Origin of the sequence: Flavobacterium psychrotolerans, from assembly GCF_003097635.1 — a bacterium.
GTDB classification, from domain to species: Bacteria; Bacteroidota; Bacteroidia; order Flavobacteriales; family Flavobacteriaceae; genus Flavobacterium; species Flavobacterium psychrotolerans.
The window spans coordinates 89,110-110,587 of the sequence record NZ_QCZI01000004.1 but is presented as its reverse complement, the minus strand read 5'-3'; the positions used below and the strand labels follow the sequence as shown (position 1 = coordinate 110,587).

The window sequence follows — 21,478 nt, the reverse complement described above, 5'->3', positions numbered from 1 at the left end:
AAAATATGGAAACAGAAAATAAAAAAATTCTTTTAGTAGAAGACGATCAAAATTTTGGTGCGATATTAAAAGATTACTTAATGCTAAATGACTTTGACGTCACGTTGGCAAAAAACGGTATGGAAGGATTTGAGAAATTCAAAAAAGATACCTATGATTTATGTATACTTGACGTTATGATGCCATACAAAGATGGGTATACATTAGCCAAGGAAATCAGGGAGAAAAATAAAGAAGTGCCTATTATTTTCTTGACAGCAAAATCTATGAAAGAAGATGTGCTTAAAGGATATAAAGTTGGTGCCGATGATTATTTGAATAAACCTTTCGATTCAGAGGTGTTGTTGATGAAAATAAAAGCCATTATTCAAAGAAAAACGGTTGATGTAAAAAGCGATCACGTTAAATTTGAATTTCAAATAGGAAACTTTCATCTTAATTCTAAACTTCGTTTTTTAACGTTTAAGGATGAAGAGCCAATAAAATTATCTCCAAAAGAAAATGAATTGTTAAAAATGTTAGCAGTTTATGAAGATGATTTAATGCCTAGAGAAATGGCTCTTACCAAAATATGGAGAGATGACAACTACTTTACTTCCAGAAGTATGGACGTTTATATTGCCAAATTAAGAAAATACCTTAAGCCAGATGATAATGTTGAAATTCTAAATATCCATGGTGAAGGATTTAGATTAGTGGTTAAAAATAAAGTCGCAGTATAATCATAAATTAGGCTTCAATAAATGAAATGCCCTCAAAAAGTTAGAAGCTATTTGGGGGTGTTTTTTTTGATTAATCTTTCCAATTCAATTGCAAAGCGAAAGAGGTTTTGTCTTCTTTTGTAATACTGAAAACAGCAGTCTCTTTTGTTAGACATTCATGTAAAATAACATTGTCCTTTAGTGATAATTCCTTCATAAAATTCATTTCGAAACTTTCAATTTTTTGATTTAGAATTAAATTCTCAGGTACTAAATCCAGACACCATTCTAAATATTTCACGTTATTTACATGATTTACAATATCTAAATCAGATAAAGAAACGGTTCTTTCAAAAACGATTTCCTTTTCATTTGTAATATTAATTTTAGAAAAAGTTTTTTTAGTAGCTTTTTTTTCCGGATACAATTTAAAATGTTCAAATGGTAATGCCAGAGCTTCAGGTCTGCGGGTTTTAGTGTTAAATACAGCCCAATACGTCTCGGAACCCACAATCTTTTTATTATTAACATACATTTCTAAAGCACGAACAGAACGGGAGTTTTCTAGCGAATTGATCCATGTTTTTACCGTTACAATATCTTTCCATTTGGGTAATTCCTTAATTTCAACACGCATCCGGCTCAACACCCAAGCCTGATTAAATTCCTGCATATCCGAAAAACTAATCCCCCCAATTTCTGAATGGAAGGCTGCTGTCAGTTGCAAAAGATTACACAAATCGGTATATTTCAAATACCCGTTTGGCGCACATTGCGTGAAATTGATTTCCCAGTCTTTGCTTAAAATAGAGGTGAAATTTGGTGCTATCGGCATTATTTTTTGAGTTTATTATTCTTTGAGTTTAATTAATGATAATCTCTTTTTTTTCAAAAAAATCAAACCATTTGGTATTTTTGTTTTTTCTAAACTAAGTCACAGTTCCCGTTTTGAGAATTTTTTGGTGTTTTTTAATAAAACAAGACTAGTTCCTTGCTTTTTCCTCCAAATCTATAATTTCTTGATTTACGTAATTTTTTTAATTTCTTACCAACAAATATGTTCATAATTCGGTTGTTTCACATCAAAAATAGAAAATAAAAATTCATTTTATGACGATATTCCTTAATGAAATGTTAATGCATTTAAAAACATACATTTTGCATAAATTATATGAATATTAAAAAGTATAAATCTGAAAATTTTAATGGTATGCCACTATGGAAACAAAATTAACTGTATTTTTATTAATGCTTTCCATTTCGGGCTCATGGACTCAACTAGATAGACATGATTGTACAATCTGACAAAGACGAACTTTAAAATTAACTTCGTGATTTTAGAAAATTTATATCTAAAACAATTCTCGAAAAAGTTAATCCAATAGTTAGGATATGCCCTAAATTTATTTGTGTTGAATAGCGCAGAATTGCATACTGCGCCCACAAACGAGAGCAATGCAAAACAAGTCATGAAAAGGTATACCTATTACAGTACAAATGAATTCAGGTTTTTTGGGCAAAATATTTTAATTGAATGATAAAATTTGGGTCAATTTTTCCGATATTTACACCTTATAAAAACGTAAAATGCCACAATTATGGGGATGAATAAAAATACTATTTTGGGGTGGGCCACTTTATTAATGATCGTGATGGGATTCCTTTTAATAGGACTTGGCGCTTTTAGATACAGAGATATTTCAGGTTGGGGTTTTGCCGCTACAGGAGTTGGGTTCTTAGCCATTGCCTGGGTGTTCAGCTCTTTAAAAGGAAGAGTATAAGGAATATAGGAATTATGTTTTTGTAAAAAAAATCCATCCCGATCTTAGACTGGGATGGATTTTTAAGTATTAAGCAATTGACAGTTATTTTGCCATCAATTTTCCAGATTGAACGACTTTTTTATTGCTAATTATTTTATATAAATAGAAACCAGAAGTAAGATCACCCATTTCTAAAGTGGTTATTTTTTCGGTAACCGCAGCTTTTTTCACTTCTCTACCAAATACATCATATAAGACGATTTGAGCATTGTTCATTTCATACGCATCTTTAATCTCAATTGTAAGAGTAGAATGAAAAGGGTTTGGATAAATTGTCACTTTTTGAACCTCATTAAATGAATGTGTTCCCATTGTAGGACATCCTACAGGCATAACCACTGATACTGCAGCAGTACTTAATGCACCTGTTGTTGTAAAAGCTCTACCGTTAAGTACCACGCCAGTTGTTAAATCAACAGCACCGTTGTTAGCAACTACTGTACCTTTAATTTCGGAATAGTCGCTAATTAATACCGCACCATCAATTTTCCAGTATACGTTTTTAGCTTGAGCTCCGTTAATCAATAGTACTTTAGCATAAGTACTGGTAGAAAGTGCTCCATTAATTTTAATAATAAATACCGCATTGGCATTGCCCTGCGCATTCAAGTAAACCGTATTTGTCAATACAGTTGCTGCATTTAACAAATAGGTGTGTGGTGTTAGAACAAGGTCATTACCTAATTCTGCAGGATATAATAATTCGATATCATAAGGAAGCACGTTTAAATAATTATAAACATCATTCAAGTCTGCAGCAGCTTGCGCAGTAGAAGTATCGGGTTTTGGATGTATTTCTCCTTTTACATACATGGCATCAAAACCAGTTGTTAAACCTACATTTGTACCAATATCACCGGTAACTGTTGATACACCTGCGTTCGAAACAGAGCCTCCAGCAGAAAAGATGGCATAACATTCGGTTGATTTTAAAGCAGGGGCACTAGGTCCGTTAAGAATAGGACTTCCACATCCAATTGGAATGTAGGATAAAATGCCATCAACATCAATTGATCCGGTTGTAGAAAGCGCTCTTCCTTCTAATGAAACACCAGTATTCATGATTATTGCAGCATTATTAGCAATAACGGTTCCTTTCATGATGGTTCCGGTAGCCAAACTTACCAATCCTTCTATTTTCCAAAAAACATTACAGGCTTTTGCCCCGTTCAATAATTTTACTTCAGAATTAGATGTTGTTGCGAAAGCACCATCAATTTGAAAGATAAAAATGGCATTAGGATTTCCTTTTGCGTCTAAATTCAAAACATGGTCTAAGGAAGCCACACTTGGAATTGAATATATTCCAGGGACCAAAATTTGTCCGTTACCTAACAAAGGAGCAGGGAAATAATTGGGTATAGCACTATTTAATAGATTATATGCAATTAATAAATCGGCACCACATTGGGCACTCGTTCCGTCTCCGTCGTGCATTACCCCATCTACGTTACCAAAACCGGTACTGGAACCGCTATTTGTTCCTACGTTTCCTGTAAGGTGGGTAATCCCAGTATTTCTAACCGCTCCAACTGAAGAAAATAGCACAAAATTGGCTGAAGTTCCTAGTTTTGGGGCTTGCCCAAAACTTAAATTTTGCATGAATAATAGTGAAAGCACCATTATTGCACTAAGTAGTCTTGTTTTCATTTTTTTTATATTTAAAGGTGAAATTATTTTCACTTAGCAAAGGTGGTGGTCATTTTGTCTTAAATTGTTGTTTAATTTATGGTAAAAGTTACATTATTCACACCTATAGGCTTTACTTTAAAAAGGTTTGAAACATCTTGATTGGGAATTAAATTTTGAAAATGGATTTTTAAGTATTCTCCTAATTTATTCTTTATTGGTTAAAACTTTTTTTGTTATTATAATGTAATATATTTGCATGATAAAAAGTTTAAAATCGGTTTTTCAAAGGCCTAATGAGGCATTATTGGATTCTGTTTTAATTGAATCAGTCAAGAAAAATCATTCAAAAAATAAAATAAATAACAGTAAAATGGCAGACGATAAGAAAGTAATATTCTCAATGCAAAAATTGAGTAAAACCTATCCTGGAAGTGATAAACCGGTATTGAAAAATATTTATTTGAGTTTTTTTTACGGAGCTAAAATTGGAATTTTAGGTCTAAATGGTTCCGGAAAATCTTCATTATTAAAGATCATAGCCGGAGTGGATAAGAACTATCAAGGTGATGTTGTTTTTCAACCGGGGCATACCGTAGGTTATTTAGAACAGGATCCAATTTTGGATGATTCGAAAACGGTTATCGAAATTGTAAAAGAAGGCGTGGCAGAAACGATGAAAGTGCTTGAGGAATACAATCAAATAAATGATTTGTTTGGACTCCCAGAGAATTATGAGGATGCGGATAAAATGGATAAATTGATGGATCGTCAAGCCACTTTGCAAGATAAAATAGATGCCCTTGGCGCTTGGGAAATCGATACCAAACTAGAAATTGCCATGGATGCACTGCGTACTCCGGATCCGGACATGCTTATTAAAAATTTATCGGGAGGAGAGCGTCGTCGTGTTGCCTTATGCCGATTGTTGTTGCAGCAGCCAGACGTTTTGCTATTGGATGAACCTACGAATCACTTGGACGCCGAAAGTGTTCTTTGGTTAGAGCAACATTTGGCACAATACGCTGGAACTGTAATTGCTGTAACGCACGACAGGTATTTTCTGGATAACGTTGCCGGTTGGATTTTAGAGTTGGATAGGGGGGAAGGTATTCCTTGGAAAGGGAACTATTCCTCTTGGTTGGAGCAAAAATCAGGACGTATGGCTCTAGAAGAAAAAGTAGCTTCTAAGCGCAGAAAGACCTTGGAACGCGAGTTGGATTGGGTTCGTCAAGGTGCCAAAGGGCGTCAGACGAAACAAAAAGCGCGTTTGCAGAATTATGATAAACTTTTGAATGAAGACCAAAAACAACTGGATGAAAAATTAGAAATTTATATTCCCAATGGGCCACGTTTAGGAACCAATGTTATTGAGGCAAAAGGCGTTGCAAAGGCATTTGGAGATAAATTGCTTTATGATAATTTAAATTTTACTTTGCCACAAGCTGGAATTGTTGGAATTATTGGGCCAAATGGAGCGGGTAAATCTACTATTTTTAGAATGATTATGGGGGAAGAAAAACCCGATGCAGGTGAATTTATTATAGGGGATACCGTTAAAATTGCCTATGTTGATCAGGCACATTCCAATATTAATCCAGATAAATCCATTTGGGAGAATTTTTGTGATGGACAAGAATTAATTATGATGGGTGGGAGACAAGTGAACTCGAGAGCCTATTTATCTCGTTTTAACTTTGGAGGTAGCGATCAAAACAAAAAAGTTTCCATGCTTTCAGGGGGAGAACGTAATAGATTGCACCTAGCCATGACGTTAAAAGAAGAAGGGAACGTCCTTTTGTTGGATGAGCCAACAAATGATTTGGATATCAACACACTCCGTGCCTTAGAAGAAGGATTGGAAAACTTTGCAGGATGTGCTGTGGTAATTTCTCACGACAGATGGTTTCTAGATAGAATTTGCACCCATATTTTAGCCTTTGAAGGCAACTCCGAGGTATATTATTTTGAAGGTGGCTTCTCTGATTATGAAGAAAACAAAAAGAAACGTTTGGGTGGTGACTTGACCCCTAAACGTTTAAAATACAGAAAATTGATTAGAAGTTAATTTTAAAATTAATTTTTATGTACATTTGAGTAAACAACAGTTATTTAATGCCACGTACTAAAATAATTGCCCAACTATTTTTTTTATTTTTTTTCCAAATTGCTACTTATTCCCAGACAGAACGGATACCCAATAAGCAGCTTGAGGAGATGCTCGTTGATGCGGATAATTATTTGCATAAATTGGAGTATGATAAATCACTGGCGACTTCTGAAAAAGTGCTTGCCCAGGCTCTTAAAACTGGAAATAATGTGTTAATAGCCAAAGCCTGCAATCAAATAGGGTTGAGTTTGAGGGAGAATTCCGATTTTAATAAATCAATCCAATTTTATAATAAGGCACTTCATTATGCCGATTTAACATCTAATGATATCCTTAAGAATAGGATAAATAATAATATAGGAGACCTCTACATCAGTGAAAAAACAGATTTAGATAAAGGAATTCTGTATTACAAAAAAGCGCTTTTTATTGCAAAACAAATTGGTGACTCCATTGCAATTGCGCATACTCAACTTGATCTTACAAAAGCCTATTTCAAGAAAAAAGACTATACTGGAGGAATTCACTATTTAAATTCTGTAAATAATTTCATAATCAATAAAGGAGATTTTGAATCTAAAATTAGTTCTAATTTTTTATATGGGACTTATTATAATCATTTCAACAAGATTGATTTAGCATTAGCTTCTTATGAAAAAGCTATTGAGTACGGAAAGTTTACTAAAGATGAAAGATTTATTAAAAACGAAATTATTTTATCATACAAAGAACTTTCAAATATTTATAAGAAAAAGGGAGATTATAAAAATGCGCTGTTATTCCTTAAATTAAGAAATGACTTGAGTGATAGATATAATGAACAAGAAAATCTTAGAAAGGCAAAATTAATAGGTACTCAAATTAAAAATGACGATTATAAAAGGCAAATTTATAAGATAAAATTTGAAAAAGAATTACAAAGAAGATCTCTAAGAAAATCCAAAATTGTGGTTGGATTATTTTTTGCCATTTTCATTATTTTCATACTACTCCTTTTTACGCTTTTCAGGAATATAAATTTTAAAAAGAAAACTAACGATGAGTTATTAAAGGTTAATGCGGATCTAAAGATTGCTAAAGAAAAAGCAGAGGAGGCTTCTTTACTCAAAACACAATTTGTATCTACAATAAGCCATGAATTGCGTACTCCTTTATATGGAATTATTGGCATTGCAAATATGCTTCTGGATGAAAATAAGGGACGAGATAATAGTCACTTAAATTCGCTAAAATTTTCTGCCCGATATCTATTGTCGTTAGTAAATGATATTTTTCAAATCAACAAAATTGATGATAAACATGTAATTCTGGATAGGCTTACTTTTAATATTTCGGAAGAATTGGATATCGTTTCTAATTGTTTGCAATATATTGCAAATAAAAACGAGAATTCCATTTTCATTGATGTCGATCCCGCAATTCCTGAAAATTTAATTGGCGATAAATTGCGCCTTTCTCAAATCCTCATGAATTTAGTTAGCAATGCTTTGAAGTTTACCAAAAATGGAGAAGTCAATGTTAGTGTTCATTTAAAGAATGTTGTCGATAAATTACATTACCTAGAGTTTCAAATAAGAGATAACGGGGTAGGAATAGCAAAATCAGACCAAGATAAAATTTATGATAAATTTGTTCAAGTAGGCCGAAAAGAAGAAGATTATCATGGTACAGGTTTGGGCTTATCCATAGTAAAAAGATTGATAGGCTTATTCAATAGTGAAATTCATTTAGCAAGTCAAATAAATAAAGGAACAACATTTAGATTTACCATCGCTTTTGAAGTTGATTCTATCAAAACTGAAGAAATTATCAATAGTATTGAAGTAGATATGACCACGAATAATACTATAAAAGTTCTCGTTGTTGAAGACAATAAAATCAACCAGATAGTCACTAAAAAGATTATTGAAAAAAATAATTATAAATGTGATGTAGTCAATGACGGTCTTCTTGCTATTAAGAAGCTTGAAACAGAAACGTATGACGTGATTTTAATGGATATCAACATGCCCATTATCAGTGGATTTGAAACTACGAGACGCATCAGAAAAAAGGGAATTACTACGCCCATAGTGGCTCTAACTGCTTTTGTTAAAGAAGAGATAGCAGAAGAGGCATTTTCATCAGGAATGAATGACATTGTTAGCAAACCATTCGAACCTATAAAATTGTTTCAAATTATTAATAGCCAGGTTTATAAAACAAAAGCATAGCCCAATTTCAGCAATTTTTAATTTGTAAAAAACAAATTCAAATTCCTGATTTAAAGCGAACAAAACAAATCATAAAAACATCTAAAACTATTATTGTATTCCAACGTTTTTATTATTCTTTACCACCATATAGAATTGCAATAATGTCCTTGTCTATTTAATCTCGATTCTTTTTGGCGGTTTTTTCTTGTTGCCTCCTTTTTTATAGATAGTAACATGAAGAATTCCGTCTTTATAGTTGGCTACTATTTTGCTTTCATCAACTGAATCAGGCAGGTAAAATGATCTGAAAAAGGAATGATAACTAAACTCTTTTCGGATATAGTCATCATTTTTTTTGGACTCCTCATGTTCTTCTTTTTCAGAAGAAATTTTAAGGATACTATCCTCAATTTCAATCTTGAAATCTTTTTTTTTTCATTCCGGGAACTGCCAATTCAACCTCTAATTGAGTTTCGGTTTCCTTTAAGTTCACAGAAGGCAAATTACCACCTAATGCAGTGAAATTTCTATCGGTCCAATCAAAAATATTTTTTGAAAAAAAGTCATCGAAAATTGTTTTAATTGTTGGAATCGAACCGTTTTTCTTAATCAGTGTTTCCATAATTAGAATTGTTAAATTGTTAATTAATTGACACATTAAATTTAATCAAAATATTTTTTTATAAATAAAGATATAACAAACAATTAACTAGCAACATTCAGTTATACAGTATGTTATTGTAGTCAAAAGAGGGAGCAATTATTGTTTATAAAAGGGATGAATAAATACCAGAAGGGTATGGAATAATTCTTTAAAATTGTCTGGATAAATGAATAGGAAAGAATAAAATAATCATAAAACCATTCAAAATAGTTTCCTGTTTTAAATGGCTTTACGATTGTTAAAATTAAAAGGACAGAAAAGATTAATAAACAGCTACTTTATTTAATAGCAATAGATTTTGTAATTTTTTTCTTGTTGCCTTCTTTTATAGGAATTGCAACATGAAGAATACCGTCTTTATAGCTAGCCTCAATTTTGCTGTCATCGGCATATTCTGGAAGATAGAAGGATCTGAAAAAAGATTGATAGCTAAACTCTTTTCTAACGTAGTTGTCTTTTTTGCTGGATTCTTCTTTTTCTTCTTTTTTTTCAGAAGAAATCGAAAGCATGTTATTATCGACTTCGATTTTGAAATCTTCTTTTTTCAATCCAGGAGCGGCTAGTTCCACTTCTAATTGTTTATCGGTTTCCTTTAAATTCACAGAAGGCAAATTACTACCCATAGCAGTAAAATTTCGATCTGTCCAATCAAAAATATCCCTTGTAAAAAAATCATCCAAGAGGGTATTCACTCCCGAAAGGGTATTCACGACTGGGAATAAACTGTTTCTTTTAACTAATGTTTCCATGATTTTATAAAATTAAATTGTTATTAAAAACCTAATCAAATTTAACGAAAATGAATTGTTTATCAAAGATAAAAAACAAAAAATAACTTGTAAATGACTGATAGTAAGAAACTTATTATAAAAAAAATACCTTTTAGTTTTTTCTAAAAGGTATTCTTACAGGTGAAAAATTAGTCAAAAAGGTCAAATTAATACCAGCGTTTTTTATTTTGTTTTGAAGCGTCCGATTTCCTTGATTTATGTGCTCCTCCACTTCGATTGGAATTTTTTTGGGGAGCGGCAACTTCCGCTTCTGGACTACCAGAATGCCAAGGATATGGATGATCTGAAATGGTTTTCACATCCACTTTTATCAATTTCTGAATATCCTTCCAGTACGGTTCTTCGTCCTTGCTGCAAAAGGATATGGCTATTCCCCCGTTTCCCGCGCGCCCCGTTCTTCCTATTCGGTGAACGTAGGTTTCTGGAATGTTGGGCAAATCAAAATTGATAACATAAGGCAATTGGTCAATATCAATTCCGCGCGCAGCAATATCAGTTGCTACAAGAACACCCACTTCTTTATTCTTGAACGCATCAAGCACGCGTTGTCTGGCATTTTGCGATTTGTCTCCATGAATAGCCTCGGCTGCAACACCATGTTTGCGCAAGGCTTTTACCACATTATCGGCACCATGTTTGGTTCTGGAAAATACCAAAACATCCGACAGTTTTTCATTTCGGATTAAATGATAGAGTAAATTTCTTTTTTCAGTTTTATCAACAAAATAAACGTGTTGTTCTACCTTTTCAGCAGTGGATGAAACAGGAGAAACTGTAACTGTAGCAGGGTCTTTAAGGAACATTTCCGCTAATTCTCTAATAGCAATGGGCATGGTTGCCGAAAACAAAAGTGTTTGTCTGTTTTTTGGCGTCAATTTTACAATTTTCTTCACGTCATTCACAAAACCCATGTCCAGCATCTGATCGGCTTCATCAAGTACTAATGTGTGTAATTCGTCTAAATCTATAAATCCTTGTTTGTGTAAATCGAGCAGTCTCCCAGGTGTGGCCACTAAAATATCAATACCTTTTCTTAAAGCGTCCACTTGTGGAATTTGTGAAACGCCCCCAAAAATGGTGAGTTGTGTCAAATTGGTATATTTTCCGTATCGGTCAAAATTTTGACCAATTTGGACGGCCAATTCTCTTGTAGGAGTAATGACCAGTGCACGAATAGGTTTGGCCTTTTTAGACGAACCAACAATACGGTGCAATTGGTGAATGATGGGAATGGCAAAAGCGGCTGTTTTTCCTGTCCCCGTTTGTGCGCACCCTATTAAATCTTTTCCAGATAAAACGATTGGAATGGATTGTTCTTGAATAGGTGTTGCTTCAATATAGCCTTCTTCGAAAACGGCTTTTTGGATACTTTTGGAAAGTGATAAATCTTCAAATAACATATTTTTGTGTATTAAGAATCAAGCAAAAGTGATATGATTCGCGGCAAAGATAGTTTATTTAATTTATTTGGATTTTGGACACTACAATTTAACCTCAATGCCATTTATAATTCCTTCGGATGGATTATTTGCCTTCATAAAATCAGTAACTAAATAACCAATTAATTTCCCAATAAGGTGATTGCCACTTTCCTCACACAAATCAGGTGCGCCTTCGCAGATATGCAAATAAGCAGCATTTTGTCCTTTTCCAAAAAAATGGATAAATTGTCTTAACCGTTCCACAGAAAATCCACTAATAGTCATGGCACTACTGGCAATATTAGGAATGGCATCTAAGTCAATTTCAATTCCATAATAATCATTTCTTATAAATTCATAGGCTTGAGACAATTCCTTCTCAAAATTTTTTTGTTTTCTAATGGCAATTTCGTCATAGGTATTGAACCGAACACGATCTTCAATTTTCCTGATATTGCTCAATACTTTCTTCGAAGTATAATTTTCATGTAACCCAAAAATGAAATATTTTTTCAAAAAACCTTCTTCATACGCATACGAAAAACCGTTTCCGCTGTGTCTTCCTTCTAGAATTCTAAAATCAGAATGCGCATCAAAGTTGATGGCATTAATAGGTCTTCCTTTTGCAAGTGCCGTCCCCTTAATATTGCCATAGGAATTGTTATGTCCGCCACCTATTATAATAGGTTTTTTTCCTGATTTTACTACTGTAGAGATGATATGGGCTACTTCTTTATCAATGGAAACAACCAGATCACTTAGTTTTTTTCGATCAGTTATATCGTGAAAATTTAAATTTTCAACGGCTTTCATTTCTTCAGAAACATTTATCTGGCCTAAAATAAGTAATTCCTCTCCTTTGCAAAAGCGGTTGTGTTGGATATTAGCAATACTTTTTAAAGTATTTTCCCATGCTGAAGCGGTACCAGGCCTTCCAAAATTAGCCCGAACTCCAATATCTTCTGGGATTCCTAACAGAACATATTTTGCAGGACAATTTTTTATAAACAGTTTAATATCAGTATCTTTTGGAACTGTTAAAATTTTTTCTCCAAACTTTATTTCACCATTTCGATAGTTTGTGATTTTAATAAGATCACTCGCATAAAACGGAATTAACTTTTCCATATTTTTTTTTTAACATTCTAAAAATAAAACTTTATACAAACTTACGTTATTAGCTCAAATATTATTATTTTTGTTAAAACAATATAAAAAAAAATATGGAAAATCAAAAAAGTAACTCAAATTTAAAAGCGGTCGTAGCAATATTAGCTGTTCTTCTCGTTGGAAGTTTAGTGTATATTTTTAAAATGACCTCTGATGCTAAAGAACAGCTAACGGTATTAACTACTACCAATACAGAGAAAGCGACTGTAATGAAAGATTTAGAAGCATTGAAAGCTACTTATGATGCGGCAATTGCTGAAAACACCTCAATGTCTGGAGAGCTAATTGCAGAAAGAGAAAAAGTGGTTAACTTGATGTCAGATTTGGAAAAATCTAAAGGAGATGCCGCTTCAATGGCTAAATACAAAAGCCAATTTTTTGCATTACAAACCAAATTAAAAGGGATGACCCAGGAAATTGAAGGTTTGAAAAAGGACAAAACAATCCTTACAACACAAAGAGACAGTACAATAACAGTTTTAGGAGAATCTAAAAAATACAATGAAGTTCTTGTAGGAAAAAATGAGGAATTGACTAAAACCGTTGAGATAGCTTCTAAATTGACCGTGTTGAACTTGAAAACAGCAGCATACAAGCTAAGAAGCTCAGGAAAACAAATTGAAACAGAGAAAGCGGGTAGAGTGGATGTTTTGAAAATTAGTTTTACCATTGCTGAGAATAAAGTGGCCAAATCAGAAGATAAAACCTATTATGTTCAAGTGATTGACAGTAAAAATAATGTGTTGGGAGAAAAGAAAACAGCTTCTTTTGGAGATAATTCTTTAGTGTATAGTTTCTTGACAACTGTAAAATTTGAGAATAAAACGGTTGACGTTACTCAAGATTTACCAGGGAAAAACTTCGAAAAAGGAACTTATTTCGTGAATGTTTTCGATAACGGAGAATTGGTTTCTAAATCAAGTTTCAGTTTAAGATAATAAATTTATAAACAAAATTGAAAAGGAACCCACAATTACGGGTTCCTTTTTTTATGTCAAAATTTTTCCATTAAGGAGCACTTGGTCAATTAAATTGCTACCAAATGCATAAGGCAATTGATAAAAAGAAGATAACTGTTTTGTAATAATAAGATTGGCTTTCTTTCCTTTGGTTATACTGCCGTGAGTTTGTGAAATCCCCATAGCATAGGCTCCATTTATAGTTGCTGCATTTATGGCTTCTTCCGGAGTCATTTTCATTTTGATGCAGGCAGTGGCAACTACAAAATTCATATTTCCTGACGGCGTTGAACCCGGATTAAAATCAGTAGCTAAAGCAATTGGCAAACCAGCATCTATTATATTCCTAGCCGGAGTGTAAGGAATGCTTAGGAAATAGGAACAGGAAGGCAATGCTACGGGCATGGTCTCTGAATTTTTTAGTGCTTGAATATCTTCAGGATTCAGGATTTCAAGATGATCAACTGATAAGGCTTTGTATTTTACCCCAGCTTGAACTCCGCCAATAGAGTGGAATTGATTAACATGAATTTTCGGAATCAATCCGTATGCTAATCCTGCTTTCATTATGCTTTCCGTTTCTTTAACAGAGAAATAGCCCATTTCACAAAATACATCAATATATTCCGCAAGATTTTCCTGAGTTATTTTAGGGATCATTTCATTGATAATTAAATCAATATACCCCTGATGATTTTCTTTGTATTCTTTAGGAAAAGCATGAGCTCCAAGAAAGGTAGCTTTTATTGTGACAGGGTGATTTTCTTTTAAGCGCTTAATGACACGAAGCATTTTCAGTTCGTCTTCAACAGTAAGTCCATAACCTGATTTTATTTCAACAGCACCAGTTCCCAGATACATAATTTCTTCTAAGCGAACCTTAGATTGATTGTAGATTTCATCTTCAGAAGTTTCGTGCAGTTTTTTAGCTGAATTAAGAATTCCACCCCCACGATTGGCAATTTCTTCATACGATAATCCATTAATTCTGTCTACAAATTCCTGTTCGCGATTGCCAGCATAAACAATGTGAGTGTGACTGTCGCACCAAGAGGGTAAGACCATTTTTCCAGTAGCATCGATAGTTGTGACAGGATTTATTTTTGGACAATTTTCCATCAATCCAAAATCAAGAATGAAATCATTTTCAATCAATAAATACCCATTTTTCATGGTTGGAAGGATTGCCATTTCAGCCCCTGAAACTTTATCGATTTGGTTTTCCCTTACTTGCAATAATTCTTTAATATTGATGATAAGCGTTTGCATAGGAGATTTTTTTGTAAATGTAAATTGGAATTTTAAAAACTCCTATCTTTATGACAAATTATTAAGAAGTGAAAAGAATAAAATATAAGAAAGTCAGAAAAGTTCAACCTAATTATTTTGAGTATACAGGAATTCATAAAACTGATCCTGTAGAGATGCAATTGTTTGTATATGATGATGCTGGTTATGAGGAATATAAAAAAATTTCCTTGCAAAAAGTAAAGAAAGAAATAGAAGATGAACTTCAAATACAGGATGTAAAATGGTTTAATGTTCACGGTTTGCATGATGTGGAATTGATTAAGCAAGTTGGTGAAATGTTGTCAATTGAACCATTTATCATTAGCGATGTCCTCAATATCAATAGAAGGAGCAAAATGGAGGAGCTGGACAATGTACTTTTTTTTAGCATCAAATCAATTTTGCCCGATGATGATTATGATATGGTGAGCGTGGAGCAAATCAGTTTTTTATTAAAAGACAATTTGCTGGTTTCTTTTCAGGAAAAGAAGAGCGATTTTTTCACGCATATTCGGGAACGGATTAAAACCCATAGTGGAATTGTTCGCAAAAAGAAAAATGATTATCTGCTGTATTTGCTTCTAGAGGCCGTCATGGAAAATTTCTATATTACAATCGAGTTTTTTGAAGACCAAATAGAGGATTTAATGCTTGAGGCTAAATCGAGTGATAATCCAGAGGTATTGGTGCGAATTGAGCGAAACAGAGAGCACCTAAATTTTTTAAAACGTTCTATTTTACCACTTCGGGATGCTTTGTTTAATCTAAAAAGTGAGCATGATGAAGAGGATTATGACGGAATAGAAAAAGCGAATTATAGTTTTTTTGCCCGTTTGCATCAAAAAGCATTGGAGATTTTAGAGCAAATAGAGTATGATATGAATACTTTAGACAGTGCTTCGAGTTTTTATTTTTCTTCCCAAAGCCATAGAATGAATGAAATCATGAAGATTCTAACCGTGGTCTCAGTAATTTTTATGCCTTTGACTTTTGTTGTGGGAGTTTATGGAATGAATTTTAAATACATGCCGGAATTAGAATTATCTTATGGCTACTATACAATCATTGTAATTATGTTTTTTATTGCATTAGGAATGGTATATTATTTTAAAAAGAAGAAATGGTTTTAAATGTAAGATTCACATCTCATCCCAAATATTTGACAGTTCAGTTCATTACTTTTTCATAGTTTTAAAGGTCGAATTATATTTGCCCTAACAAAAATAAAAACGATGAAATCTATTTTTACGTTAATAATTCTTCTTTTTACAACAACTATATTTTCTCAAAATAGTTTGTCTGGTACCATAGTTGATGAAAAAGGGAATCCAGTTACTGGAGCAAATGTTTTTATTGAAGGAACCTATGACGGCACTTCTAGTACGGAGAACGGTGAATTTAATTTTACTACTACAACTTCTGGAAAACAAATTTTGGTAGTGAGTTTTTTGATATTTGAAACTTTAAAAACGGTAATAGATGTTACTGATTTTAAAAACAAAACCATAAAATTAAGAGAAAATGTTACTTCTTTAGATGCGGTTGTTGTTACTGCAGGTACGCTTGAAGCTGGCGACAAATCTAGAGTTTCGGTATTAAAACCATTAGATATTGTAACAACGGCAGGTTCAGCAGGGAATATAATTGCGGCATTACAAACATTGCCAGGAACACAAAGTGTAGGAGAGGACGGTAGACTATTTGTTCGCGGTGGCGAGGCCAATGAAACGCAGACTTTTGTTGACGGAATTCGCGTGGCACAACCTTATGGAGCATCAACTCAAAATTTACCAACTCGAGGTCGATTTTCTCCTTTTTTGTTTAGCGGAATTTCATTTTCTACTGGTGGTTATTCGGCAGAATATGGAGAAGCATTATCGAGTGTCTTGATTTTAAATACGCAAGACGAACCCGATCAAAATAAAACCGATATCGCTTTAATGACTGTTGGGTTAGGTATTGGAAACACTCAAAAATGGAATAAAAGTTCGTTGAGTGTCAACGCTAATTACATTAATTTGGCTCCTTATCAGGCAGTAATTCCGCAAAATGTAGATTGGAATAGTCCTTTTCAATCTTTGTCGGGAGAATCGGTATATCGATACAATTTCAATACTGGGATATTAAAGTTTTATGCCGCTTTTGATTCTTCTAAATTTGATATTAACCAGGAAAATTTTAACTCTTTAGCCAAAACGAGGGTAAATTTAAACAATACTAATTTTTATATGAATACGTCTTACAAAGGAAACTTTGGAAATAATTGGCAACTTACCTCGGGTTTGAGTTATGGAAACAGCCAAAATAAGATTGGGATTGATTTAAATGATGTGAAAAATACCGAAAATGCGGCTCATTTAAAATTGAAATTAAAGAAAAGTTTTTCAGAACGGTTAAAGTTGTCGTTTGGTGCAGATTATTTTGCGACTCAATTTGACGAAAACTATAATGAATATTTAGGAACAACAAATACAAGCGGTTATAATTCTAATATTGCTGCGGTTTATACTGAAATGGATATTTTCTTCTCTAAAAAACTAGCTGTAAAAGCAGGCTTTAGAGCTTCTAATAATGATTTGTTGAAAGAAAATACACTATCTCCAAGAATTTCGCTTGCCTACAAAATAGTAAAAAACAGTCAGTTTTCATTGGCTTATGGCGATTTTACTCAAACGCCAAATGTAGATTATATTAAATATTCTAAATTTCATCAATTCGAAAGTGAAAAAGCATCTCATTACATTCTGAATTTTCAATACAATAAGGAAGGAAAAACATTTAGAGCTGAAGCGTATTATAAAGACTATAGTAATTTAGTAAAATATGACACCCAAATAGCGCAATACAATTCAGTTTACAATAACAATGGTTTGGGATATGCTAAAGGATTAGACCTATTTTGGAGGGATGGAAAATCAATTAAAAATCTAGAATATTGGATTTCTTATTCTTATATAGATACAAAAAGAGACTACAAAAATTTCCCCACTCAAGCCACGCCAAATTTTGTTGCAAATAATAACTTGTCGGTTGTAACAAAATATTGGATTTCAGATTGGAAATCTCAAATTGGATTTACAAATTCCTATAGCTCGGGACGACCTTATAACAACCCAAATGAAGTGACTTTCATGAACGGGAAAACAAAGTCCTATTCTAATTTAAGTTTTAATTGGGCGTATTTACTAACAACGCAAAAGATTTTGTACTTCTCGGTTTCTAATATTCTTGGTACTCAAAATGTTTTTGGGTACGATTATGCTAAAAATCCAGATGAGACAGGTTATTATAATAGAAAAGAAATTACGCCTACAGCAGACCGATTTTTCTTTGTGGGATTTTTTTGGACAATAAGCCAAAACAAAAAAGATAATCAATTGAAGAATCTTTAAGAGACAATTCATCCATTAAAAATGACATTTCGGTATCAATAAGTTTTAATACTGGAACAATCGCTATAAATTTGTTCAAGAATTTAATATAAACAAAACATAAAACTAATTTCAAACAGAAAAATCATGGCTAAAATTATTATCACAATCGCATTATTTATCAGTAGTTTTTTATCTGCCCAAGGGCAATATGAACAAGGAATGGGAAAAGCTTTCGGATTATGGAAAGAAGGGAAAAATGCAGAAGCATCTGATTTATTCGAAAGAATTGCTTCGGCAGAAAAATTGAATTGGTTGCCTAATTATTATGTAGCGCTTGTAAATACAACGACTGCATTTGGTACAAAAGATAAAGAGAAAATAAATTTATTGCTTACTAAAGCCCAAAATGCTTTAGATGTTGAAATGGCAAAATATCAAAATAATGCAGAGCTTTATGTAATGCAGGCAATGATTAATACTGCCTGGATTGTTTATGATCCTATGACCAATGGAATGAAATTGTCTCCAAAAAATATGGAATTGTATGCTAAAGCCGAAGCAATTGCTCCAGAAAACCCAAGAGTTGTTTTTTCTAAAGCTGAATTTCAAATTAATGGTGCAAAGTGGACTGGAATTGATACCAAACCATTATGTGCTCAAATTGAAAAAGCAATCGGACTTTTTGCTACTTTTAAACCAGAATCCGCTTTTTCTCCAAAATGGGGTTTAGATAGAGCTACAGAAGCATTGAAAAACTGTAAGTAATCGTGATATAGGATTTCAGATGAATCTCAAAAAAAATAACATGAATTTATCTATTAAAGAAATATCGAGAATGCTCATAATAAGCTGTATTGTCTTTATTGTATTGCTTTTAGTCAATGTTTCTTTAGGAAATGAAATTCCGATTAATGGCAAATTAGTAATTCGGTTTTTATATGTTTTGCTATATTCTTTTTCAATTGGGTTTGCTAATAAAGCGCTTTTTGTTTTTTTAGACAAAGTATTTATTAATAATAGATTCTCGGTAAAGCGTATTGTGATTGGGTTTTTGAGCTCCTTTGTGGTGTCGTTGACAATTATTTTCTCGCTTCGAGTTTTTGAAGGTGTATTTATCAATAAAGTTTCTCTTGAATCATTTTTGACAAATGAAAATGTGGCTGATTATATTTTTGCTATTGTCATTACGTTTTTTATTATACTGTCTTTTTATTCTTTTTATTTTTATAAATCATATCAGGAAAATAAAGTCAAAGAGCAAAAAATTATTGCAGGAACGGCTTCGGCAAAATTTGAAACCTTAAAAAATCAAATAGACCCACATTTTTTATTTAATAGCCTGAATGTTTTAAGCTCTTTGATTGAAGAAAATCCAGAAAATGCGCAGCGATTCACGACTTCGCTGTCCAAAATTTATCGCTATATATTAGAGCAAAAAGACAAAGAATTAATTTCTGTTGATGAAGAATTGGCTTTTGCCAAAACGTATATGAATTTACTTAAAATGCGATTCGAAAACAGTTTGTTTTATGAACTGCCTGAAGGGAAAATAAATCCAGAGGCTAAGGTTGTGCCACTTTCTTTACAACTATTGCTGGAAAATACGGTAAAACATAACGTAGTTAGCGATAAAAGACCATTGCATATTCATATTTTTATGGAGAAAGATTATTTGGTTATTCAAAATGACTACCAAAAGAAAGAAGTTTTACAAGACAGGCAAGGCGTAGGTCTACAAAATATTATCGATCGTTACGGAATTATTACACATCGAAAAGTATTGATAGCACAAAACGCGAATACATTTACGGTTAAGATTCCAATACTTACTAAACAAATTTCAATCATGGAAATAGCTCCAAATTATAATGAAAAAACAGCCTATTATAAGGCTAAAAAACGAGTAGAAGAACTCAAAGGGTTTTATGGAAATTTAATGTCATATTGTGTTGTTGTTCCATTTTTAGTTGTTATTAATTTAATGTATTCGCCGCAATTTCAATGGTTTTGGTTTTCGGCTGTCGGTTGGGGATTTGGATTAACAATGCATGCTTTAAAGGTTTTTGGCTACAGCTCTAATTGGGAAGAACGAAAAATAAAAGAGATTTTAAGCAAAGAAAATAGCAAACAAACTTGGGAATAATACTTTATTGTTAAATTTCAACAGATTAAAAATTAAAAAGATGGAAAATACATATCAAAAAGAAGAGCGCTATTTATTAGCACAAAAAAGAGTAAAAAAAATAAAAGGGTTTTATATCCATTTACTGGTTTATATTCTTGTAAACGTATTTATTATTATTGCAAATACAAACGAATACTTCTCAGGAACAGAAGTTTTTTGGAGCTGGAATACTTTTTCAACGGCATTGTTTTGGGGAATAGGTTTAATGGCTCACGGTTTGTCTGTTTTTAGCAGAAATATATTTTTTGGAAGCCAATGGGAGGAACGTAAAATCAGGGAGTTTATGGAAAAGGAAAAAACTGAAAAATGGGAATAATTCATTTTTAATTCTTTTTAGGTACCCAATTAATTAAATTAATGTTTAATACAAAATGACAACAATAATTATTGAAGACGAAAAACCAGCAGCTAGATTACTGCATCGAAAGCTCGAAAAGTTAAATATAGGAGTAGGGGTAATGTTGCATTCTGTTGAGGAAGCTATCGATTGGTTTTCTAAAAATGAGCATCCTGATTTGATATTTTTAGATATTCAATTATCCGATGGATTGTCATTTGAAATTTTTGAAAAAGTAACCATAAAAAGTGCAATTATTTTCACAACGGCTTATGATGAATATGCTTTAAGAGCATTCAAATTAAATTCGATTGACTACCTTTTAAAACCAATTGATGAAGATGATTTAGAAGCTGCTATTTCTAAATTTAAAGCTCATTTTCCAAAACATGAAACGGTACAATTGGATTTCAATCAGATAAAAAAAATGCTATCAAATCCATTTGAAAAAAATTATAAAAAAAGATTTACGGTTAAAATCGGGCAACATTTAAAAGTCATTTCGACAGAAGAAATTGAATGTTTTTATAGCGAAAATAAAGGTTCTTATATTCATACTTTTGACAATCGTGATTATCTTATTGAGACCACTTTAGAAGTATTAGAACAAGAATTAGACTCAAAAGACTTCTTCAGAATTAGCCGGAAATTCATCATTCCACTTTCTTCAATAAAAGAAATTGTTGTGTATTCTAATTCGAGATTAAGGGTAATTTTACCATCTTATAAAGCGGAAGAAGTGATTGTAAGTCGAGAAAAAGTATCTGATTTTAAAAATTGGATAGGGTGATTTTACCTAAAAAAAATCAAAGACAATTGTATTAAATGA

Annotated in this window: 19 protein-coding genes; 11 read left to right on the top strand and 8 right to left on the bottom strand. The window is 32.5% G+C overall.

Annotated elements, in window-relative coordinates; genetic code table 11:
* Positions 1-5 precede the first annotated feature (5 nt).
* Positions 6-722 carry a response regulator transcription factor gene (locus tag DB895_RS04495; protein WP_116724168.1) on the top strand — a complete coding sequence of 239 codons (717 nt, stop codon included), beginning with the start codon at positions 6-8 and terminating at the stop codon, positions 720-722.
* A gap of 70 nt (positions 723-792) precedes the next feature.
* On the opposite strand, the gene DB895_RS04490 is transcribed toward DB895_RS04495, so the two are convergent.
* The gene (locus DB895_RS04490; protein WP_116724167.1) at positions 793-1,536 is read right to left on the bottom strand and encodes an acyl-[acyl-carrier-protein] thioesterase; all 744 of its coding nucleotides are present in this window, start codon (positions 1,534-1,536) and stop codon (positions 793-795) included.
* Positions 1,537-2,299: 763 nt separating this feature from the next.
* Between DB895_RS04490 and DB895_RS04485 the strand changes: the two genes are divergently transcribed.
* Positions 2,300-2,482 (top strand): CAL67264 family membrane protein, encoded by a 183-nt coding sequence (locus DB895_RS04485; RefSeq protein WP_116724166.1) that lies wholly within the window; start codon positions 2,300-2,302, stop codon positions 2,480-2,482.
* A gap of 84 nt (positions 2,483-2,566) precedes the next feature.
* On the opposite strand, the gene DB895_RS04480 is transcribed toward DB895_RS04485, so the two are convergent.
* Positions 2,567-4,174, bottom strand: a complete 1,608-nt coding sequence (locus tag DB895_RS04480) for an ice-binding family protein (RefSeq protein ID WP_133242642.1) — start codon at positions 4,172-4,174, stop codon at positions 2,567-2,569.
* 352 nt (positions 4,175-4,526) lie between these two features.
* Here DB895_RS04480 and ettA point away from each other — a divergent pair, with 352 nt between their 5' ends.
* Positions 4,527-6,221 carry an energy-dependent translational throttle protein EttA gene (ettA, locus tag DB895_RS04475; protein ID WP_116724271.1) on the top strand — a complete coding sequence of 565 codons (1,695 nt, stop codon included), beginning with the start codon at positions 4,527-4,529 and terminating at the stop codon, positions 6,219-6,221.
* 182 nt (positions 6,222-6,403) lie between these two features.
* Positions 6,404-8,476 (top strand): response regulator, encoded by a 2,073-nt coding sequence (locus DB895_RS04470; RefSeq protein ID WP_243694625.1) that lies wholly within the window; start codon positions 6,404-6,406, stop codon positions 8,474-8,476.
* A 153-nt stretch (positions 8,477-8,629) separates the two neighbouring features.
* On the opposite strand, the gene DB895_RS14435 is transcribed toward DB895_RS04470, so the two are convergent.
* The 5 genes from DB895_RS14435 to DB895_RS04450 all read right to left on the bottom strand — a co-directional run bounded on the left by DB895_RS14435 (position 8,630) and on the right by DB895_RS04450 (position 12,462).
* Positions 8,630-8,848 carry an Hsp20/alpha crystallin family protein gene (locus DB895_RS14435; protein ID WP_243694630.1) on the bottom strand — a complete coding sequence of 73 codons (219 nt, stop codon included), beginning with the start codon at positions 8,846-8,848 and terminating at the stop codon, positions 8,630-8,632.
* 22 nt (positions 8,849-8,870) lie between these two features.
* Positions 8,871-9,080, bottom strand: coding sequence for an Hsp20/alpha crystallin family protein (locus DB895_RS14430; RefSeq protein WP_243694624.1), 210 nt, complete (start codon positions 9,078-9,080; stop codon positions 8,871-8,873).
* 320 nt (positions 9,081-9,400) lie between these two features.
* Positions 9,401-9,871 (bottom strand): Hsp20/alpha crystallin family protein, encoded by a 471-nt coding sequence (locus DB895_RS04460; protein ID WP_116724163.1) that lies wholly within the window; start codon positions 9,869-9,871, stop codon positions 9,401-9,403.
* 188 nt (positions 9,872-10,059) lie between these two features.
* Entirely contained in the window at positions 10,060-11,313 is a 1,254-nt protein-coding gene (locus DB895_RS04455) for a DEAD/DEAH box helicase (RefSeq protein ID WP_116724162.1), read from the bottom strand.
* 81 nt (positions 11,314-11,394) lie between these two features.
* Positions 11,395-12,462, bottom strand: a complete 1,068-nt coding sequence (locus DB895_RS04450) for a formimidoylglutamase (RefSeq protein WP_116724161.1) — start codon at positions 12,460-12,462, stop codon at positions 11,395-11,397.
* A gap of 95 nt (positions 12,463-12,557) precedes the next feature.
* Between DB895_RS04450 and DB895_RS04445 the strand changes: the two genes are divergently transcribed.
* The gene (locus DB895_RS04445; RefSeq protein ID WP_116724160.1) at positions 12,558-13,442 is read left to right on the top strand and encodes a hypothetical protein; all 885 of its coding nucleotides are present in this window, start codon (positions 12,558-12,560) and stop codon (positions 13,440-13,442) included.
* Positions 13,443-13,493: 51 nt separating this feature from the next.
* On the opposite strand, the gene hutI is transcribed toward DB895_RS04445, so the two are convergent.
* Positions 13,494-14,732, bottom strand: coding sequence for an imidazolonepropionase (hutI, locus tag DB895_RS04440; RefSeq protein WP_116724159.1), 1,239 nt, complete (start codon positions 14,730-14,732; stop codon positions 13,494-13,496).
* Positions 14,733-14,800: 68 nt separating this feature from the next.
* Here hutI and corA point away from each other — a divergent pair, with 68 nt between their 5' ends.
* The 6 genes from corA to DB895_RS04410 all read left to right on the top strand — a co-directional run bounded on the left by corA (position 14,801) and on the right by DB895_RS04410 (position 21,439).
* Positions 14,801-15,883 (top strand): magnesium/cobalt transporter CorA, encoded by a 1,083-nt coding sequence (gene corA / locus DB895_RS04435; RefSeq protein ID WP_116724158.1) that lies wholly within the window; start codon positions 14,801-14,803, stop codon positions 15,881-15,883.
* 102 nt (positions 15,884-15,985) lie between these two features.
* Positions 15,986-18,145 (top strand): TonB-dependent receptor, encoded by a 2,160-nt coding sequence (locus tag DB895_RS04430; RefSeq protein ID WP_116724157.1) that lies wholly within the window; start codon positions 15,986-15,988, stop codon positions 18,143-18,145.
* Between the two features lie 126 nt (positions 18,146-18,271).
* Positions 18,272-18,892 carry a hypothetical protein gene (locus tag DB895_RS04425; RefSeq protein ID WP_116724156.1) on the top strand — a complete coding sequence of 207 codons (621 nt, stop codon included), beginning with the start codon at positions 18,272-18,274 and terminating at the stop codon, positions 18,890-18,892.
* Between the two features lie 40 nt (positions 18,893-18,932).
* A complete protein-coding gene (locus DB895_RS04420; RefSeq protein ID WP_116724270.1) occupies positions 18,933-20,270 on the top strand; it encodes a 2TM domain-containing protein in 1,338 nt (445 codons plus the stop codon).
* A gap of 40 nt (positions 20,271-20,310) precedes the next feature.
* Positions 20,311-20,628 (top strand): 2TM domain-containing protein, encoded by a 318-nt coding sequence (locus DB895_RS04415; RefSeq protein ID WP_116724155.1) that lies wholly within the window; start codon positions 20,311-20,313, stop codon positions 20,626-20,628.
* 55 nt (positions 20,629-20,683) lie between these two features.
* Positions 20,684-21,439 (top strand): LytR/AlgR family response regulator transcription factor, encoded by a 756-nt coding sequence (locus DB895_RS04410; protein WP_116724154.1) that lies wholly within the window; start codon positions 20,684-20,686, stop codon positions 21,437-21,439.
* Positions 21,440-21,478 lie beyond the last annotated feature (39 nt).